Genomic DNA, 17,227 nt, shown 5'->3' on the forward strand with positions numbered 1-17,227 from the left:
CCCAACGAAAAACGGCGCTGGCCTCGCGGGTCAGCGCCGTTTTTGTTCTTGCTTCAGGAAGCCTTCAGCGGCTCTTCAGGTCAGACCAGGCACTGCTCGAGACCTTGTTCCAGGATCTCGCGCGGCAGCTCGATGCCAATGAACACCATGCGGCTCTGGCGCGCCTCGTCCTTGCCCCATTCCGGGCCCAGGTCGCTGCCCATGAGCTGGTGCACACCCTGGAAGATCACCTTGCGCTCGGTGCCCTTCATGTTCAGCACGCCCTTGTAGCGCAGCATGCGCGGGCCGTAGATGTTGACGATCGCGCCCAGGAAGTCTTCCAGCTTGGCCGGGTCGAAGGCGCGGTCGGCCTTGTAGACGAAGCTCTTGACGTCGTCGTCCGTGTGGTGATGGTGGCCGTGGCCTCCCTCGTGCTTGTGCGAGGGATGGTCGCAGTGCTCGCCATGCGCGTGGTCATGGTCGTGATGATCGTGGTCGTCTTCCTTGAGGAAGTCGGGGTCGATGTCGAGCTTGGCGTTCAGGTTGAAGCCGCGCAGGTCGAAGATGTCCTTCAGCGGCACGTCGCCGAAATGCGCCTTCTGCTGCGGCGCGCGCGGATTCATGTGCTTCAGGCGGTGAATCAGCGCCTCGGTTTCCTCGGCCGACACCAGTTCGCTCTTGCTGATGAAGATCTGATCGGCAAAACCCACCTGGCGGCGCGCTTCCTGGCGGTCGTTGAGCTGCTGCGGCGCATGCTTGGCGTCGACCAGCGTGAGGATCGAGTCGAGCAGGTAGCTCTCGGCGATCTCGTCGTCCATGAAGAAGGTCTGGGCCACGGGGCCGGGGTCGGCCAGGCCGGTGGTCTCGATCACCACGCGGTCGAAATCGAGCAGGCCCTGGCGCTTCTTGGCGGCCAGCAGCTGCAGCGCCTCGCGCAGGTCTTCGCGGATGGTGCAGCAGACGCAGCCGTTGCTCATCTGCACGATCTGCTCCTTCGACTCGGTCACGAGGATGTCGCTGTCGATGTTCTCCTCGCCGAACTCGTTCTCGATGACCGCGATCTTCTGGCCATGGGCCTCGGTCAGGATGCGTTTGAGCAGCGTGGTCTTGCCCGAGCCGAGAAAGCCGGTGAGGATGGTCGCGGGAATGAGGGCCATGGGGAAAGTGCTCCGGAAGCGGAAAACAGGAAATGGGGGCCGTGAAAGGCGCGGCCCGGCAGTTTAGCCAATGCCACTGAGTTGCGTTGGCGGCAGGGTCAAGCCCGCTTCAGGCGGGCTTCCTGACCACCACCAGCCCCTTCAGGTACTCGCCTTCCGGGAACTCGATGGTCATCGGATGGTCTGGCGCCGCGCCAAGCCGCTCGGCGATGTAGCCGTCCACGCCCGCGTCGAGCCCCGCCGAGGCCACGATCTTGTGGAACAGGTCGGCGCTGATGCCGCCGGAGCACGAGAAGGTCAGCAGCACCCCGCCCGGCTCCAGGATCTTGAGCGCAAGGCGGTTGATGTCCTTGTAGGCCCGCGCGGCGCGCTCGGCATGCGCCACCGTGGGAGCGAACTTGGGCGGGTCGAGCACGATGGCGTCGAAGGTGCGGCCCTGGTCGATGAACTCGCGCAGCACGGTGTTGACGTTGGCGTCGAGGAACTCGGTCTCGATGCCCTGCCCCTCGAAGCCGTTGAGCGCCAGGTGCCCGCGCGCCCGCTCCAGCGCCGGCAGCGAGGAATCGACCGACACCAGCTGCGCACCCTCGAGCGCGCCCGCGGCCTTGAGCCCCGCCAGCGCCGCCACCGTGAATCCGCCCGTGTAGCAGAAGCAGTTCAGCACGCGCCTGAAGCGCCGGTGCTGCGCCAGTTCGGCAAAACGCTGGCGGCTGTCGCGCTGGTCGAGGTAGAAGCCGGTCTTGTGGCCGGTGGCGATGTCCAGCGACAGCTTCCAGCCATGCTCGCGGATGACGATCTCGGTCGGTCCTTCGCCGCGCAGCCAGCCCGTGACCGGCTTCAGCCCCTCGCGCTCGCGGCCGCTGGCGTCGGAGCGCTCGTAGAGCTTCGTGAGGCCCGTGGCCTCGAGCAGCGCATCGGCCAGCGCGCCCTTCCAGCGCTCCACGCCGGCCGAGAGGAACTGCGCCACCAGCGTGTCGCCATAGCGGTCGACGATCAGCCCCGGCAGGCCGTCGGCCTCGCCATGGATCAGCCGCACGCCGTCGCTCTGCAGATCGAACAGGCCGCGCGCATTCACGGCACGTGCACACAGCGAAGCGAGGAACGCCGCGTCGATGCGCTGCGTCTCGACGAAGCTCCAGGCCCGCGCGCGGATCTTGGAAGCGGGGCTGAACGCAGCCCACGCGAGGAAGGCGCCATCGTGCGACTCGACGCGCACCGTTTCGCCGGAATCGGCGCCGCCGCGCGCGATGGCGGATTCGAACACCCAGGGATGGCGGCGCTGCAGCGAGCGCTCCTTGCCGGGTTTGAGGCGAAGAGTTTTCATTGTTTCTTGTTGCTTACTTGTCTTTGTCTTCGCGGGCCTTGGCGCGCGGATGCGCCGCGTCGTACACCTTGGCCAGGTGCTGGAAATCCAGCCGCGTGTAGACCTGCGTGGTCGCGATGTTGGCGTGGCCCAGCAGTTCCTGCACCGCGCGCAGGTCGCTGCTGGACTGCAGCACGTGGCTCGCGAAGGAATGGCGCAGCATGTGCGGATGCACAGGCGCCGCAAGGCCTGCCTTGCGGCTGCGCTCGCGCAGCAGCTTCCACACCGCCTGCGACGACATCCGCATGCCCTTGGCGCTGATGAAGAGCGCGGCCGCCGCCTGCGGGTCGCGCAGCCGGGCCGTCGTCAGCCCGGGGCAGTCGCCGCGCACCGCGAGCCAGTCGCGCAGCGCCTCGGCCGCCTTGCTGCCCATAGGAACGATGCGCCGCTTGCTGCCCTTGCCGAGCACGCTGGCCTCCATGGCGTCCAGGTCGACCCAGCCGCGCGCCGTGCCGCTGGCCTGCGCGTCAAGGCCGGTCAGCTCGCTCACGCGCAGGCCGCAGCCGTAGAGCACTTCGACGATGGCGCCGTCGCGCGCCTCGGTCCACGGGTCGGCCTCGGGGTCGTACAGCTCGGCGAGCCGCACCGCGTCGTCCACGCCCAGCGCCTTGGGCAGCGGCCGGCCGGCCTTGGGCGCGTGCACGTCCTGCACCGGGTTGAAGCCGACCAGCCCTTCGTGCCCCAGCCAGCGGTAGAAGCTGCGCCAGCACGACAGCACCAGCGCGATGCCGCGCGGCTCGCGCCCAGCGCTGTGCAGCTGCGCCATCCAGCGGCGGATGTGGGCGGTCTGCACCCGGTCCAGCGGCAGCTTCGCCTCGGCGGCGTGCTCGCGCAGGGACTGCAGGTGGAAAGCATAGAGCTCGACTGTGCGCGCCGCGAGCTGGCGCTCGACGCGCACATGCTCCAGGTATTTCTCGATCCAGTCCATTTGCTCAGCGCAGGGTATGGCTCAGGAATACCGCGGAACCGGCTTTGCCGGGCTGCAGGTATTGCCCCCGGCGAGGGGGTTGGCGAAGCGACACGAAGTGCGCGAAGCCTGGGGGCGCACTAGAACAAGTAGCCATGGGCGGCATTGTTGATGATGGCCGCGGGCTCGCGCAATGCGCCCTTGGAGAAGGGGCCGAGCGCCTGCCAGCACGAGGTCGGCGCCGCCGCGTACTGCACGTCGAAGCTCCGGTCGAAGCCGCTCATCTTCACGAGACGCTCGACGCGCCACAGATGGAAAGGCTCCGACACGATGACCACCCTGCGCACACCGGCCGCCAGCAGCAGCGGGCGCGACAGCGACAGGTTCAGCCGCGTGGAAGTCGACGCGGGCTCCAGCAGCATCGGCCCCGAGAAGCCCGAGGCGAACGCGTGTTCCCCCATCGTGATGGCTTCGATGCGGCTGTCCTCGGAATCCACGCCGCCCGAGAAAGCCAGTTGCCTGACCAGCCCGGCCTTCGCCAGCGCCAGGGCCGTATCGACCCGCCCGGTCAGGCACGGGTGCGGCTTGCCGTCGAGGTAGGCGCGACTGCCGAGCACCAGCGCCGCATCGGCCTGCTGCCGCGGCGGATTCGCGAGCAAGTCTTCGGAATGCCGCCAGATGAACGTGCCGATGGCCGCATAAGCCAGCGCAACAACCACCAGCCCGAAGGCCAGCACGACCTGCCAGGGCCGCCTCAACCAGCGCGGACGTTTCAAGGACGCAGCCGCGAAAGCGCGCCCGAGGCCAGCTCGGCGATGCGCTCCAGGAAGTCGGTGCCCATCTCGGCGTTGAAGCGCTGCGCGTCGGGCGAGGCCAGCACCAGCAGGCCGAAGGCCGGCGACTCCGGGCCGGGGCGCAGCGGAATCAGCGCGATCGACATCGCGGCTTGCGGCTCGGGCAGCCAGCTGGAGGCCTCGAAGCCCGAATTGAGCCCGCAGTAGGGCGAGGTCAGCGAGGTGGCCAGCGCCTTCACGTCGTCGCTCACCCACTGGGCGTAGGCCTCGTTGAGGTATTCGCTGCCGCAGTCCCACACCTTGATGGCCGTCTGCGGCACCAGGAAGAGCGACTGCAGGTCGACCGCGATGCGGTACGGCAGGCTGCGCGGGTCGCGCGTGGTCAGCAGGCCCGTGGTCCAGCGCTGCAGGCGGTCGGCGATCACGACGTTCTCGGTGCCGTGGCGCATCATGTCCATCAGGCGATGCTCCAGCGCCTTGATCTTCTCGCGCAGCATCTCGGCCTGCCGCTCCTGCAGGCTCACGGCGCGGTTGCCGTGCGGGCTGGTGAGCTGCACCTGCGCCAGCAGCTGGGCATGGCGCTCGAAGAAGTCGGGCGTGTTCGCCAGGTAGTTGGCGATGTCGTCTTCGGTGATCGGGTTCATGGCGTTGGCGTCGTTGTTGTTGCTCGTGAAGTTGGTCATGGCAGCTCCGGCACCTCGATGTCTCCCTCGAAGACCGTGACGGCCGGCCCGGTCATCAGCACCGGCTGGCCCTCCCCCTGCCACTCGATCGTGAGAACGCCGCCGTGCGTCTGCACGTCCACGCGGCGCTCCAGCAGCCCGAGGCGGATGCCCGCCACCACCGCCGCGCAGGCGCCGGTGCCGCAGGCCAGCGTTTCGCCGGCGCCGCGCTCGAACACCCGCAGCCTGATGTTGGATCGGTCGACCACCTGCATGAACCCGGCATTCACCCGCTGCGGAAAGCGCGGGTGGTGCTCGATCTGCGGGCCCTGCTCGGCCACCGGGGCGGTGTCGACGTTGTCGACCACCTGCACCGCGTGCGGATTGCCCATCGACAGCACCGCTACCGAAACAATAGCACTGCCGGCGCGGGTGCCGAGGGCCAGGTGCCACTTGTGCCACGCGCCCTCGGGCTGCGGGTCGAGCCCGGCGGGGTCGAAGGGCACGCGGGCGGGTTCGAAGACGGGAGCGCCCATGTCGACCGTCACGCGGCCGTCGGCGCCCATGCGGGGTTCGATGACGCCGGAGAGGGTCTGGACGCGCACCTGCCTCTTCTCGGTCAGGTGGTGTTCGCTGACGAAGCGCATGAAGCAGCGCGCGCCGTTGCCGCACTGCTCCACCTCGCCGCCGTCGGAGTTGTGGATGACGTACTGGAAATCGATGCCTTCACCCGGCGAGGGCCGCACGGTGAGGATCTGGTCGGCGCCGACGCCGAAGTGGCGGTCGGCCAGGAAGCGGTATTGAGCGGCGCTGAGGCCCAGCGTGCCGCGCGTTTCGTCCAGCACGACGAAATCGTTGCCGGCTCCCTGCATCTTGGTAAAGCGGATTCGCATCCGGGGATTATCGCCACGGGCATCGCCCCTGGCGACCGGAGGCCAAAGCCCTGCCCTGCAGCGCCGCGAAGTGGCTCGCCCCCAGGCGCCGCCTGCTTCAGAGACCGAGCAGTGTGCGGCCTTCGTCGGCCAGCAGGTCGTGCGTCTCGGGGTGCGTGCGCATGTAGGCGGCGAACACGGGGCACTGCGGAATGACGCGCAGGCCACGCTCGCGCGCGGACGCCAGGCCAGCGAGCACCAGTTGCCTGGCGACGCCCTGGCCTTGCAGCGCCTCGGGCACCAGGGTGTGCACGAAAGTGATGACGTCGCCCGCAAGGGTGTAGATCGCGACCGCGCGTTCGCCTTGCGATGCGAATTCGAAACGGTGCTTCGATGGATTGTCTTGAACGACGGGTAGCGCAGGCGTGGTCATGAAGATGGTCTCGGGTGGGGCAAGAGGCGTCAGTGCATGCGCCGCAGACGCCATGGACGCCACAGGCGTCCTACGAACGATCAGGCCCGGATGAACGCCAGCAGATCGGCATTCACCTGGTCGGCGTGCGTGGTGCAGGTAGCGTGCGGCGCACCCGCGTAGACCTTGAGCTGGCTGCCCTTGATCATCTCGGCCGCAAGCTTGCCGGTGGCCTCGAAGGGCACGACCTGGTCGTCGTCGCCGTGGATCACGAGCGTGGGCACGTCGATCTTCGCCATGTCGGGGCGGAAGTCGGTTTCCGAGAACGCGGTCACGCAGTCGATGGTGGCCTTGATCGAGGCCTGCAGCGCGATCTGCAGCGTCTGCTTGAAGACGCCCTGCGATACCTTGGCGCCGGGTCGGTTGGTGCCGTAGAAGAGCGTGCTGAAGTCGTCGAGGAACTGCGGGCGGTCGGCGGCCAGTCCGGCACGGATGCCTGCGAACAGCGAGGCGTCGGGGCCCACGGGGTGGTCGGCCGTCTTCATGAACAGCGGCGTCACGGCGCTGATGAGCGCCAGCCTGGCCACGCGCGCGCTGCCCTTGCGCGCGATGTAGCGTGTCACGTCGCCGCCGCCCATAGAGAAGCCAGCGAGGATCACGTCCTTCAGGTCGAGCTTCTCGATCAGCTCCGCGATGTCGTCGGCGAAGGTGTCGTAGTCATAGCCCGTCCACGGCTGGCTCGAGCGGCCGAAGCCGCGGCGGTCGAACGCGATCACGCGGTAGCCGCGTTCCGCGAAGAACAGCATCTGGGCGTCCCACATGTCGGCGCTGAGCGGCCAACCGTGGCTGAAGAGAATGGGCTGGCCCGAGCCCCAGTCCTTGTAGTAGAGCTCGGTGCCGTCGCGCAGTGTGAGAGTGGTCATGGTTTTCCAGTGGAATGAAAGAAAGAAAAAAGAAGGAGGGAAGGAAGGGAAGAAAAAAATCAGATCGCGAGAAAGTGATGCACCTCGGGCTTGCCCGGCCCGATGTGGAAGCGCAGCGCCTCGCTCTGCAGGTCCGCGTCGGCGTGCGATACGCGGTGGTGCTGGCGCAGATGCTCAGCCCACGACTCGACGAGGAACCACTCCATCACCCGCTGCGCGTCGGCCGTGTGCTCGTGCACGCCCCAGGCATAGGCGCCGTCGCGGCGGCGCTCCAGCGACAGGCGCTTCATCACGGCCAGGAACGCGGGGCGGTCTTCCTTGCGGATGCGGTACTCGACCTGGATCATCACCGGCCCGCGGTCGTGCGCCACCGGCTCGGCCAGCAAGGGCTCCGGCCAGTGGTTCGATGCCTGCAGATCGGCCTCGCCGGCCGGCAGCCGCACGCGGTGGAAGACCAGGCCAGCCACCACCAGCCCCACGGCACCGGCCACCAGCGTCATGGGCACGCCGATCTGGTGCGCCACCAGGCCCCAGCCCAGGCTGCCGGCCGCCATCGCGCCGTTGAACACCGTCAGGTACACGGCCAGTCCGCGTCCACGCACCCAGTTCGGCAGGATCGACTGCGCCACGCCGTTGAGCGTGGTCAGCGCCACGATCCAGCCCAGGCCCAGCACCAGCAGCAGCACGATCGCCAGCCACTTCGGCGGGGCGAAGACCAGGCTGCCCATCACGGCAGCCGTGAGCAGCGAGGCCAGCAGCATCATTCCGTCGGCGTCGAGCCGGGCGCGCAGCCTCGGCATCACCAGCGCGCCGCCGATGGCGCCCGCGCCCACCGCGCCGAGCAGCACGCCGTAGAAGCCGGCCGAGCCGCCGAGCATCTGCCGCGCCACCAGCGGCAGCAGCGCCCATACCGAGCTTGCGAACAGGAAGAACACCGCCGCGCGCAGCAGCACCACGTGCAGCTCCTTGCTGGCGCGGGTGTAGCGCAGGCCGGCACGGAAGGCGCCGAGGAAGTTCTCCGTGAGCGCCGTGTCTTCCGCCGGCGGGCGCTTCCACCACAGCAGCGCCGCGATCACGAACACGTAGCTCAGCACGTCGACGCCGTAGGTGGCCGCCGCGCCGAAGCTCGCAAGAATGAGCCCGCCCGCCGCCGGCCCGATGGAACGCGCGATGTTGATGCCCAGCGAGTTCAGCGCCACGGCGCCCTTCAGGTCGGAACGCGGCACCAGCTCGGGCACGATCGATTGCCAGGTCGGCCCCATCAGCGCCGCGCCGATGCCGCCCACGAAGGTCAGCGCGATCAGGTACTCCACCGTGAGCGAGCCGGTGTGCGAGAGCACCAGCAGCGCGCCGCTGACCGCCGCGAGCACCAGCTGCACGAAGATCAGGAAGCGCCGCCGGTCGAGGATGTCCGACAGCACGCCGGCCGGAATCGCCAGCAGGAAGATCGGCAGCGTGGCCGCCGTCTGGATCAGCGCCACCGCCGTCGGGCTGGCCGACAGGTCGGTCACCAGCCACGAGCTGGCCACGTCGCGCATGAAGCTGCCGATGTTGCCGAGCACGGTGGCGGCCCAGAGCACCGCGAAGACCGGCTGGCGCAGCGGCGCGAAGGCGCCGGGTTGCGCCGCAGGCGCGGTCGTGCCTTGCGAGGTTTCAGACATGTGCACGCTCCTTCAGGTCGTGCCAGGCGACGAGCAGGAAGCCGCCGACCAGGCCCAGATGCTCGAAGAAGGAGTTTGCCGCCATGAAGCGCTCCTGCCCCACTGGCATCTGCCAGAAGCGCAGCGCCACGAAAGTCGCCATCAGCGTGAAGCCGCCGAGCGCCAGCGCGCCGAGCCAGCGCAGGCGGCCGGTGAGGATGAGCGCCGAGGCGCCCAGCTCCAGCACGATGACAGCCACGGCCAGCGGGCCGGCGGGCGAAAGGCCGAAGTGGTTCATCTCGGCCAGGGCCGCGTCGAAGTCCATCGCCTTGTTCAGGCCGCCCTGCAGGTAGGCGGCGCACAGCAGCAGCAAGGCGATCCAGCGCAGCAGGGGTGCGGTTGTCCAGCGCATCGTCATCCTCCTCACACCGCCCAGCAGGCGCAGCCGAGAGCGCCCCAGAAGCTCTTCAGGTCGCCAACGGGCAGCTTGCTGCTCCAGGCCGTGGCGTGGCTGTGGCCGTGCACGTTGCAGTTGTTGGCGCAGGCGCAGGACATGGCTGCATTGCGCATGACCTTCTGCAGCGGCGCCCCCTCCTTCTTGTCGGCCCAGCCGGCGTAGCCGCCGAAGGTGCGCGCGGGCGACCAGTCGGGCATGGCCGGGGGCACCGAGCCCTCGTCGTGCGCGGCGAAGGCGCCGGCGCCCCAGACCACCTTGCCGCCCACCATGGTCAGCAGCGCGGTCGTGTCTGCAATGTCCGATTCGGGGCAGGCGAAGAAGTCGCGGTCGGGCACCACCAGGTCGGCGAGCTGGCCGGCCTGGATGCGGCCCTTCTTGCCCTCCTCGTTCGAGAACCAGGTGACGTTCTCGGTCCACATGCGCAGCGCCTGCTCGCGGTCGAGCAGGTTGCGCTGCGGCGTGATCTGCAGGCCGCCCACCGTCTTGCCAGTGACCAGCCACGACAGCGACACCCACGGGTTGTACGAGGCCACGCGGGTCGCATCGGTGCCGGCCGAAACCTTCAGGCCGCGCTCCAGCATGCGCTTGACCGGCGGCGTGGCCTCGGCCGCGGCGGCGCCGTAGCGCTCCACGAAATACTCGCCCTGGTAGGCCATGCGGTGCTGCACCGCCACGCCGCCGCCCAGCGCGGCAATGCGGTCCATCGACTTCTCCGAGATGGTCTCGGCATGGTCGAAGAACCAGTTCAGGCCGGCCAGCGGCGTGTCCTTGTCGACCTTCTCGAACACGTCGAGCGAGCGGCTGATGGTCTCGTCGTAAGTGGCGTGCATGCGCCACGGCCAGCGGTTCTGCGCCAGGATGCGCACCACGCCTTCGAGCTCGCCTTCCATCTCGGGCGCCATCTCGGGGCGCGGCTGGCGGAAGTCCTCGAAGTCGGCGGCCGAGAACACCAGCATCTCGCCCGCGCCGTTGTGGCGGAAGTAGTCGTCGCCCTGCTTGTACCTGGAGTTGGCGGTCCAGTTCAGGAAGTCTTCCTTCTCCTGCTTGGGCTTCTGCGTGAACAGGTTGTAGGCCAGGCGGATGGTGAGCTGGCCGTCGTCGGCGAGCTTGCGGATGACTTCGTAGTCGTCGGGGTAGTTCTGGTTGCCGCCGCCCGCGTCGATGGCGCCGGTCACGCCCAGGCGGTTGAGCTCGCGCATGAAGTGGCGCGTGGAATTGAGCTGGTAGTCGAAGGGCAGCTTCGGGCCCTTGGCCAGCGTGGCGTAGAGGATGGCCGCGTTCGGCTTGGCCAGCAGCAGGCCGGTGGGGTTGCCGGCGCTGTCGCGCACGATCTCGCCGCCGGGCGGCGCGGGCGTGTCCTTGGTGTAGCCCACGGCGCGCAGCGCGGCGCCGTTGAGCAGCGCACGGTCGTACAGGTGCAGGATGAAGACCGGCGTGTCCGGCGCCACCGCGTTCAGTTCCTCGATGGTCGGCAGGCGCTTCTCGGCGAACTGGTGCTCGGTGAAGCCGCCCACCACGCGCACCCACTGCGGCGCGGGCGTGACCGCCACCTGGCGCCTGAGCATGCCCATGGCATCGGCCAGGCTGCGCACGCCGTCCCAGCGCAGCTCCATGTTGTAGTTCAGGCCGCCGCGGATGATGTGCAGGTGGTTGTCTATCAGCCCCGGCAGCACGCGCTTGCCCTGCAGGTCGATCACGCGGGTGGCGCCGCCGGCCAGCGGCAGCACGTCTTCGGCGCGGCCCACGCGGGTGAAGCGGCCATCCTTGATGGCCACTGCATCGGCCACCGGGTTGGCGCGGTCCAGCGTGGTGAAGCGGCCGTTGTGCAGGATCAGGTCTGGGGTTTCGGTGTGGGTGGACATGGTGTCGGAGAAGGAAGCGACCGCAAGGCCGGGAGCTGCGAGGGTGGCGCCGAGCGCTCCGAGAGAGCCAAGGAGGCGCCGGCGGCTGGGGTCTGCGGACGGCTTCATGCGTCGCGCCTGCCGGAAGACCGGGCTTCGGCGGTGTTCACCGCCGTCGGCTGCGCGCACTTCGGCAGTTCGCCGAACACGTGCGGCTTGACCTGGTGGTGCAGCCACGAGGTGGCCACCGCATCGGGCTTGATCACGCTCTTGATGAGCGGCGGGATCTGCTCGCCGAGCAGGATCCCGAGAAGCCCCACCAGGGCGATGACCGGCGGCGCCGGCGAGCGCACCTGGAAGAGTGCGTAGATCACGCCGACCAGCAGGCCGAGCGCGAGGGAAACAACGTAGGTCTTCATGGTCAGCTTGTCCTTGACGAAGTTATCGAAAGCGCGACGCGAGGCGCGAAGAAACCGTAGCGAGCGCTCCGAGGTCGCGCCGAGGACCGCAGCCGTACCCAGGTACGGCGAGGACCGCAGGTGCGAGATCGGGGCGCGCAGTAGGTTTATTCGTGCCTCGATCAGCCTTCGTGGGCGCCGAACATGGTCTTGGCGTAGGTCACGCCCAGGCCGTAGGCGCCGCCCACCTTCTTCGCGATGCCGGTCGTCAGCTCGTAGGTCTCGCCACGGGCCCAGTCGCGCTGCAGCTCCAGCAGGTATTGCAGCGAGGTCATCGGCTGCGCGCCGGCCTGCACCATGCGCTCCATCGCGCGGTTGTGCGCCTCGGTCGACACGTCGCCGCAGGCGTCGGCGATCACGTACACCTCGAAGCCCTGGTCGAGTGCCGAGAGCGCCGGGCCAACGATGCACACGCTGGTCCACAGGCCCGACAGCACGATGCGCGGCTTGCCGATCTGGTTCACGCGCTCGATCACGGCGGCGTCTTCCCAGGTGTTCATCGAGGTGCGGTCCAGCATCTTCTGGCCCGGGAAGGCGTCGGTGATCTCGCTGAACATCGGGCCCGAAAAACTCTTCTCGGCCACAGTCGTGAGGATGGTCGACACGCCGAAGCCGGCCGCCGCCTGCGCCACCAGCGCGGCGTTGTTGCGCAGGTTCACGGCGTCGATCGAATGCGTGGCGAAGGCCATCTGCGACTGGAAGTCGATCATCACCAGCGTGTGATCGGTGGGGGTCAGCAGCTTGGAACCGGCGGTGGGGGTGGCTTTGATGGACATGTGAAAAACTCCTACGGGTTGGTTGAATGTTCGATCTGATTCACAATCGCCTCCGGAGAGAAATCTCCTTGGCACGGAACGAATCATCGAGGCCCCAATGGTCGTCATCGACGAAACTTTTCATCGCCAATGATCGAATTTTTCGAACATTCCTTTTCCACCCCTTCTTCACCTTCTCCACCCTCTTGAGGGCCACCACATGCTCAAGCTCAGCCTGGAAGCCATCGAGATCGTCGACGCCATCGCGCGCCACGGCTCCTTCGCCGCAGCCGCCTCGCATCTCAACAAGGTGCCCTCCACCATCTCCTACGCCGTGGGCAAGCTGGAAGAGCAGTTGGGCATGCTCCTCTTCGAGCGCAACGGCCCGCGCGTGAGCCTCACCGCCGCCGGAGAGGAAATGCTCAAGGAAGGCCGCTGGCTTCTCGGCGCCGCGAGCGATCTCGAATCGCGCATGCGCCAGATCGCCACCGGCTACGAGTCGGAAATCCGGCTGGTGCACGACTCGCTCATTCCCACACAGGCCCTCATCGACGACATCCGTGCTTTCGAAGACCTGCGCTGCGGCACGCGGCTGCGCATCGGCTGCGAGGCGCTCACCGGCAGCTGGGAGGCGCTGCGCGAGGGCCGCGCCGACATCGTCATCGCCGCCGGCGACGGTCCGGCCGGCGGCGGCTACCAGGCCGTGACCGTGGGCAGCCTCGACTTCGCCTTCTGCGTCGCGCCTTCGCACCCGCTCACGCGACTGGGCCGGCCGCTGCAGCGCGGCGACCTGCTGGAGTGCAACGCCATCGTGGTGGGCGACAGCGCACGCACGCTCTCGGAGCGCACCGTCGGCCTGCTGGCCGGACAGCCGCGCATCACCGTGCCCTCGATGCCCGCGAAGATCGCCTGCCAGGTGGCCGGCCTGGGCCACGGCTTCCTGCCGCGCGCCTGCATCGTGAACGAGCTCAAGCGAGGCACGCTGGTCGAGCTGCCGACAGAAGAGCCACGCCCGCCCGAGGCCTTCTGGCTGGCGTGGAAGACCGGCGCGCAGGGGCAGGCGCTGCGCTGGTGGCGCGAGCGGATGAACCGCAAGCTGATACCGGCGCTGCTGCCGCGGTCGTCAGTCGGGCTGTAGCGGCAAAGGTGGGCCTCAGCCCGCCGCGCGCAGCTTGTCCAGCGCCCGGTCGAGGAACGCGAGCCGGTCCTGTCCCCAGAAGCGTTCGCCATTCAGGATGAAAGTCGGCGCGCCGAACACGCCCGCTTCCACCGCTTCGGCACTGTTGGCGCGGTACACCGCCAGCACTTCCGCCGACTGCTCCATCGCCTGCAGCGAGGCGCCGTCGTAGCCGTTCTCATCGGCCACGGCGATGCGCACCTCGGCCTTCGACGTGTCGCGCTCCTCGGCCCACAGCGCGCGCAGCAGCGCGTGCGACAGCGGCTGGGCATCGAGGCCCTTGAGTTGCGCGGCGATCACCATCCAGCCCGGGTACTTGTTCCAGTTGGGGTCGGTCGGCGCGCCCTTCGGGTAGTGCGCGGGCTCCAGGTTCATGGGCATGCCGAGGTAGTCGCTCCAGCGCGCGAGCTCGAGCGCGTGGTACGTGCGGCGCGGCTCGGGCCGGGTCTTCAGCGGAATGCCGCCGGTCTGCGGCACCACGGCCTGGAAGTCGTAGGGTTTGAGCACGAGCCGCACGTGGTGGCGGCGCACGATGTCTTGAAGTTGCGGGCCGCCGAGGTAGGCCCAGGGGGAGGAGAGGCTGTAGTAGCAGTCGAGTGCGATCATGGTTTCGATTATCTTCAGCGCATGCCCGCCAGTGCAGCGTTCCTCGCGCCCCTCACCCTTCTCCCCTCGGGGTCTGCGCAGGCTCGCGCCGTGACTGCGGCGCGATGAAGTTCCCGGCCTTTCTCTTCTCGCTCTTCCTCTCCAGGCTCGCCGACCAGATCCTGCTGTTCCTCGTGCCACTGGTCGTGTTCCAGGTGACGCAGGACGTGGCGTGGTCGGGCTATGCCTTCGCGGCGGAGACGCTGCCGCGGTTTCTCTCGTTTCCCATCTGCGGCGCGCTGTGCGACCGGGTGTCGCCGCTGAAGCTGCTGCGCGGCAGCCAGATTCTTCGCGCGCTGGTCTGCGTGCTCGGCGTGCTGGCCAACGAAGCCATGGGCGGCATCGGCTGGCTGGTGGGCCTCTCGGCGGTGTGCGGCGTGCTCACCACGCAGGGCGTGATGGCGCGCGAGGTGATCCTGCCGCAGATCGCCAACGGCAACCGCTTCGACAAGGTGCTGGCCTACGCCCAGACCGCCGAACAGACCGGCACCGTGCTCGGCCCGCTGGTGGCGGCTGCGCTGTTCGCGCTGTGGCCGTGGCAGGCGGTGGTCGGCGCGGCGGCCGGCTTCTTCCTGCTGGCCGACGTCGCGACCTCGTACTGGCGCCGCGGTAACCCCATGCAGCTGCACGAACCGCAGGGCGAGCCGGGCCACATCCTGCGGCCCATCGCGACCGCGCTCGGCCACGTGCTGAGACTGCCGGGCCTGCTTCGGCTGACCATGCTCACCTCGGGCGTGAACCTGATGCTCGGCACCACCCTCGCCTCATCCGCCGCGATGGTCACCGGGCTGCACCAGCGCTCGGCCACCTACTACGCGACGCTGCAGCCCCTCGGGGCCGTCGCCACCATCGCGATCCTGCTGGCGATCATCCGCGGGTCGATCCCGCTCAGGCGCATGGGCGTCACCGCCTACGCGCTGATCTTCTGCGGCGGCCTGCTCACCGCCGCCAGCGCCAGCCATTGGGGCTACGCGGCCGGCTTCCTGCTCGTGGTCGGGTTCGACAAGATGTTCAGCATCTACATCCGCATCCACAGGCAGCGGATCATTCCGGCGCACGACTACGGCAAGACCACCGGGGTGATCGTGCTGCTGAACAACCTGACGCAGCCGCTGGCGGGGCTGGTCGTGGGGGCGTTTGCGGATTCGGTGCACGCGCGTGGGGTGATCTTTGCGCTGTGCATGGTGGTGGGAAGCATCGGCCTTGCTGCTGCCGTGGCGGCCAGCAGGAAGACCGACGCTACAACACCTTGACCGCGCGCCCGATGAACTGGATCGGCCCGGTCGGCCTGTCGATGGGTGAGCCGTTCTCGGGCTCCAGCGTGAGTTCGAACAGCTGGTTCGGCTCCAGCGGCGGCAGCTTGTCGATCGGAATGCGCAGCGTCTGGCCCTGCTTGACCAGCCCCAGCGACACCGGGCCGCGCCATTGATCGGCCTTGGTCCAGAACTGCAGCGTCTTCTGCGGCGGCACCTCGATCGTGCCCAGCGGCACCAGGCTCAGCTGGCGCGACGACGTGGTCTGGATCACCCAGCCGGGCGACTTGTCCTGCGGGGCGACCAGCACCACCATGTACTGCGGCGTGGGCAACGGCCGGGTGACGAGTACCGCCACCATCAGCGCGGCGGCCGCAAAGCCGCCCGCAGCCAGGCCGCGCCAGAGCTGCAGGTTGTTCCACCAGCTCGCGAAGCCCGATGCACGCGCCGGCTGCCCGGCCTTCGGTGCGGCGGCAGCAGCGCTGCCCAGCGTGCGCTCGATGCGCGACCACAGCGCGGGTGAAGGATCGACCGGCGCCGCGAGCGAAGCCAGCGGCAGCAGCCGTGCCTCCCATGCCTGCACCGCCTCTCGCAGCGCGGGCTCGTCGCGCATGCGGGCTTCGACCGCCGCGCGCGCGTTGGCCGACAGCGTGCCCAGCACGTACTCGCCGGCCAGCGCGTCGATGTCATCGAAGTTGCCGAGGCTGGAGGAAGCGGTGCCGCTCATGCCATGCACTCCCGCAGCGCGCGCATGCCGCGCTGGATCCAGGCCTTGACAGTGCCCAGCGGCGTCTGCAGCCGCTCGGCGATCTCGCCATGCGAGCAGCCCTCCACATACGCATAGAGGATGCAGTCGCGCCGCGCCGGCTCCAGCCCGCCCAGGCAGCCCTCGAGCCTGCCGAGGTCGGCGCGCAGCTCGAACGGATCGGCGGACGAGGCGTAAGCCGCAAGCGCGGTCTGGTCGTCGATGGCCTCCGCCACGTCTTCGCTCACGTCCACCTGGCGTGCGCTGCTGCGCACCATGTTCAGGGCTGCATTGCGCACCACGCTGTAGATCCAGCCCCGGCCCTCGCCGCGCGCCGGGTTGAAGGTTTCCGCGCGCTGCCAGATGCTGATGAAGGCGTCGTGCAGTACGTCTTCGGCCTGCTGGCGCTGGCGAACGATGCGCAGCGCCACGCCCAGCAGGTAGCGGCTCTCGCGCTGGTAGAGCTGCTGCAGGGCCTGACGGTCACCGCGTGCGCAGGCCATGAGAGCAGCGTCGTAGTCGAAGGGCGAAATGGGTGGCGGGTTCTGCACGGCCCGATGGTAGTGGAGCCCGCGGCCCCGCCGCCGAATCGCCCCCCGGTCAGGACGCCTTCCAGAAGATGTAGTCGGCCTGGTACTGCACGATCTGCTTCTGGCCCTTGGTGGCCGGCGTGCAGGCCACCGTCGTGGGCGCCACGCCGCCTTGCAGCGCCACGCGCTGGATGTAGGTGACGCCCGTCATCGCGCCGCTGCCCGTGGCCGGGTTGGCCTTCACCAGCTGGTACGGCAGGCTGGTCGGGCCCGAGGGCGCGACCGCCAGCTGCGTGGCCGTGAGCTTCGAACCGTCGTTCGATTCCCAGGTGGCCGGCGGGCCGTAGTACTTGCCCACCTGCTTGCCGCTGCGGTCCATCAGCTTGGCGTCGGGGCCGACGAACACCCACTCGGTCTGGCCCGGGGCATTGGCCTTGTCGCGGCATTCGTAGGTGATGTCGCCCTTGCCCACGGTTTCCATCGCGACCTTGTTGCCGGCCGGCACCTGGATGGTGGGGGGCAGGCTGGACTGGTTGAAGGCGGGGGTCATCGACATCGAGCCGCAGGCGGTGAGCACCGCAGCGGTGGCGCTGACGGCGCCGAGAACGGCGAGCGAACGGGCGGGACGAGAGGTGTGCATGGAATTTCTCCTGGGTT

General features: G+C 68.6%; 19 protein-coding genes. 2 read left to right on the top strand and 17 right to left on the bottom strand.

Annotation, left to right across the window (positions count from 1 at the left end; translation table 11 throughout):
• Positions 1–80: 80 nt before the first annotated feature.
• The 13 genes from AC1VNX_RS29700 to AC1VNX_RS29760 all read right to left on the bottom strand — a co-directional run bounded on the left by AC1VNX_RS29700 (position 81) and on the right by AC1VNX_RS29760 (position 12,241).
• On the bottom strand, positions 81–1,136 hold the full coding sequence (locus tag AC1VNX_RS29700) for a CobW family GTP-binding protein (RefSeq protein WP_081271346.1): 1,056 nt from the start codon (positions 1,134–1,136) through the stop codon (positions 81–83).
• 109 nt (positions 1,137–1,245) lie between these two features.
• Positions 1,246–2,460 carry a class I SAM-dependent rRNA methyltransferase gene (locus AC1VNX_RS29705; RefSeq protein ID WP_483161130.1) on the bottom strand — a complete coding sequence of 405 codons (1,215 nt, stop codon included), beginning with the start codon at positions 2,458–2,460 and terminating at the stop codon, positions 1,246–1,248.
• A 13-nt stretch (positions 2,461–2,473) separates the two neighbouring features.
• On the bottom strand, positions 2,474–3,427 hold the full coding sequence (locus tag AC1VNX_RS29710) for a tyrosine recombinase XerC (RefSeq protein ID WP_483161131.1): 954 nt from the start codon (positions 3,425–3,427) through the stop codon (positions 2,474–2,476).
• 119 nt (positions 3,428–3,546) lie between these two features.
• Positions 3,547–4,182 (bottom strand): YdcF family protein, encoded by a 636-nt coding sequence (locus AC1VNX_RS29715; protein ID WP_483161132.1) that lies wholly within the window; start codon positions 4,180–4,182, stop codon positions 3,547–3,549.
• The gene (locus AC1VNX_RS29720) at positions 4,179–4,883 is read right to left on the bottom strand and encodes a DUF484 family protein (RefSeq protein ID WP_483161133.1); all 705 of its coding nucleotides are present in this window, start codon (positions 4,881–4,883) and stop codon (positions 4,179–4,181) included. The genes AC1VNX_RS29715 and AC1VNX_RS29720 overlap by 4 nt, the downstream gene beginning before the upstream one ends.
• Positions 4,880–5,755 (bottom strand): diaminopimelate epimerase, encoded by an 876-nt coding sequence (gene dapF / locus AC1VNX_RS29725; RefSeq protein WP_483161134.1) that lies wholly within the window; start codon positions 5,753–5,755, stop codon positions 4,880–4,882. Before dapF ends, AC1VNX_RS29720 begins: the two co-directional genes overlap by 4 nt.
• Positions 5,756–5,852: 97 nt before the next feature.
• On the bottom strand, positions 5,853–6,167 hold the full coding sequence (locus tag AC1VNX_RS29730; RefSeq protein WP_483161135.1) for a GNAT family N-acetyltransferase: 315 nt from the start codon (positions 6,165–6,167) through the stop codon (positions 5,853–5,855).
• 80 nt (positions 6,168–6,247) lie between these two features.
• Complete coding sequence (locus AC1VNX_RS29735) at positions 6,248–7,069, bottom strand: alpha/beta fold hydrolase (protein ID WP_483161136.1); 822 nt, start codon at positions 7,067–7,069, stop codon at positions 6,248–6,250.
• Positions 7,070–7,128: 59 nt separating this feature from the next.
• Positions 7,129–8,730 (bottom strand): MFS transporter, encoded by a 1,602-nt coding sequence (locus tag AC1VNX_RS29740; protein ID WP_483161137.1) that lies wholly within the window; start codon positions 8,728–8,730, stop codon positions 7,129–7,131.
• Complete coding sequence (locus AC1VNX_RS29745) at positions 8,723–9,121, bottom strand: DoxX family protein (protein WP_483155629.1); 399 nt, start codon at positions 9,119–9,121, stop codon at positions 8,723–8,725. The genes AC1VNX_RS29740 and AC1VNX_RS29745 overlap by 8 nt, the downstream gene beginning before the upstream one ends.
• A gap of 11 nt (positions 9,122–9,132) precedes the next feature.
• A complete protein-coding gene (locus AC1VNX_RS29750; RefSeq protein WP_483155628.1) occupies positions 9,133–11,028 on the bottom strand; it encodes an amidohydrolase in 1,896 nt (631 codons plus the stop codon).
• Positions 11,029–11,132: 104 nt separating this feature from the next.
• Complete coding sequence (locus AC1VNX_RS29755) at positions 11,133–11,426, bottom strand: DUF1427 family protein (RefSeq protein WP_483155627.1); 294 nt, start codon at positions 11,424–11,426, stop codon at positions 11,133–11,135.
• A gap of 161 nt (positions 11,427–11,587) precedes the next feature.
• Positions 11,588–12,241 carry a hydrolase gene (locus AC1VNX_RS29760; RefSeq protein ID WP_483155626.1) on the bottom strand — a complete coding sequence of 218 codons (654 nt, stop codon included), beginning with the start codon at positions 12,239–12,241 and terminating at the stop codon, positions 11,588–11,590.
• 199 nt (positions 12,242–12,440) lie between these two features.
• Here AC1VNX_RS29760 and AC1VNX_RS29765 point away from each other — a divergent pair, with 199 nt between their 5' ends.
• The gene (locus tag AC1VNX_RS29765) at positions 12,441–13,358 is read left to right on the top strand and encodes a LysR family transcriptional regulator (RefSeq protein ID WP_483161138.1); all 918 of its coding nucleotides are present in this window, start codon (positions 12,441–12,443) and stop codon (positions 13,356–13,358) included.
• Positions 13,359–13,373: 15 nt separating this feature from the next.
• Here AC1VNX_RS29765 and AC1VNX_RS29770 read toward each other — a convergent pair whose 3' ends face one another.
• Positions 13,374–14,003 (bottom strand): DsbA family protein, encoded by a 630-nt coding sequence (locus AC1VNX_RS29770; protein WP_483161139.1) that lies wholly within the window; start codon positions 14,001–14,003, stop codon positions 13,374–13,376.
• A gap of 104 nt (positions 14,004–14,107) precedes the next feature.
• Between AC1VNX_RS29770 and AC1VNX_RS29775 the strand changes: the two genes are divergently transcribed.
• Positions 14,108–15,295 carry an MFS transporter gene (locus tag AC1VNX_RS29775; protein WP_483161140.1) on the top strand — a complete coding sequence of 396 codons (1,188 nt, stop codon included), beginning with the start codon at positions 14,108–14,110 and terminating at the stop codon, positions 15,293–15,295.
• Here the strand turns inward: AC1VNX_RS29775 and AC1VNX_RS29780 are convergent.
• The 3 genes from AC1VNX_RS29780 to AC1VNX_RS29790 form a co-directional block, all read right to left on the bottom strand.
• Complete coding sequence (locus tag AC1VNX_RS29780; RefSeq protein ID WP_483161141.1) at positions 15,282–16,022, bottom strand: anti-sigma factor; 741 nt, start codon at positions 16,020–16,022, stop codon at positions 15,282–15,284. The two genes, AC1VNX_RS29775 and AC1VNX_RS29780, sit on opposite strands and share 14 nt — an antisense overlap.
• A complete protein-coding gene (locus AC1VNX_RS29785; protein ID WP_483162035.1) occupies positions 16,019–16,543 on the bottom strand; it encodes a sigma-70 family RNA polymerase sigma factor in 525 nt (174 codons plus the stop codon). The genes AC1VNX_RS29780 and AC1VNX_RS29785 overlap by 4 nt, the downstream gene beginning before the upstream one ends.
• A 97-nt stretch (positions 16,544–16,640) precedes the next feature.
• Positions 16,641–17,210, bottom strand: coding sequence for a DUF3455 domain-containing protein (locus AC1VNX_RS29790; RefSeq protein ID WP_483161142.1), 570 nt, complete (start codon positions 17,208–17,210; stop codon positions 16,641–16,643).
• Positions 17,211–17,227 lie beyond the last annotated feature (17 nt).

The sequence above is a fragment of the Variovorax sp. TLI9-5A genome (genome assembly GCF_056867935.1).